The 1,045-nt window shown below is 46.8% G+C and carries 1 protein-coding gene; it reads left to right on the top strand.

From position 1 onward, the window contains the following. Window positions 1-98: 98 nt before the first annotated feature. Window positions 99-1,045, top strand: a 947-nt coding sequence (locus HMPREF9439_RS12440) for an ESPR domain-containing protein (RefSeq protein WP_008865131.1), incomplete at its 3' end; no start/stop codon positions are given.

The following is a 1,045-nucleotide window of genomic DNA, read 5'->3' as shown; positions in this document are numbered from 1 at the left end:
ATTCAAAGCAAAGTTTTTTCTCCCGGATGCTTTCACCAGTGCTGTTTCTCAACAGTGCTGATTAAAGCATCAGTTCCTTTTCCCGAGGAGGAGAAAAAATGAATCATATTTACAAAAAAGTATGGAGCAGAGTTCGCGGCTGTTTCGTCGCTGTCTCTGAAGCGATGACTTCGACCAGTCAAACCGGCGGAAAAACGGCAGCAGTGATAGCAGCAAGCGTTACTCTGGTTCCTTCCTGTGTCTTTGCTACAACCGTCGAAGGTGAGACAAACTGGAACGACATTGATTACTTGTTTCATGACAACGGTTCCAGCATGATCCATTCGGATTATGTAATCAACGGCAGTCTGACAGTGCCTGATCGGGGATCAGGCTGGACTTTCATAGCCTTTGATTGTTCACACGGTGATACAGGACGGCCTATTCAGTCTCTGACTGTCAGGGACAACATGACGATTGACAATCCGACGATCTTCATATTAGCCGGACACGGATCTGGAAGAGGAGGATCGAACGGCACGCTATCTGTCGGTGGAAATTTAAATGTTAACGGCTCTCTGTTCTTTGCCGGAGACCGAGGAGGCGAAACCGGCTCTGTCCACGTGAACGGAGTTTTAAAGATAGGACAATCAGGGACTCTAAGCGACAGTGTCTATGGGAACGCCAGTCCCAACATCTCATTGTCCGCGAATGTCTTAGATACTTCCGGAACCGTCGATTTTAAAACAGGCACTGGAACGGTCAATTTTGGGAAAGTCATTGTTCGCGGCGGCAGCTACGTTGAAAGTACCGCTGTACCAATGACAATTACTCAAGGACTCGAACTGCTCGGTGGGACATACGTTAATTTGAATCCCATCGTTGTGGGACAAAACGTTGGAAACTATCTGGTTTTAGGAGGCGGACAGTTTAATAATGCCCCGACAATAACCGTCAAGAATAATGGTTCATTGTCTGTTACAGGGGGCAGCTATAGTTTCAGCACATTAACGAAAGAAAATGGCACGCTCACGAATGCCGGAACGCTTTCAGTATCGAACTTTAA

It is taken from the genome of Parasutterella excrementihominis YIT 11859 (assembly GCF_000205025.1).
Taxonomy (GTDB): domain Bacteria; phylum Pseudomonadota; class Gammaproteobacteria; order Burkholderiales; family Burkholderiaceae_F; genus Parasutterella; species Parasutterella excrementihominis.
This window is presented reverse-complemented; position numbering and strand designations above follow the sequence as displayed.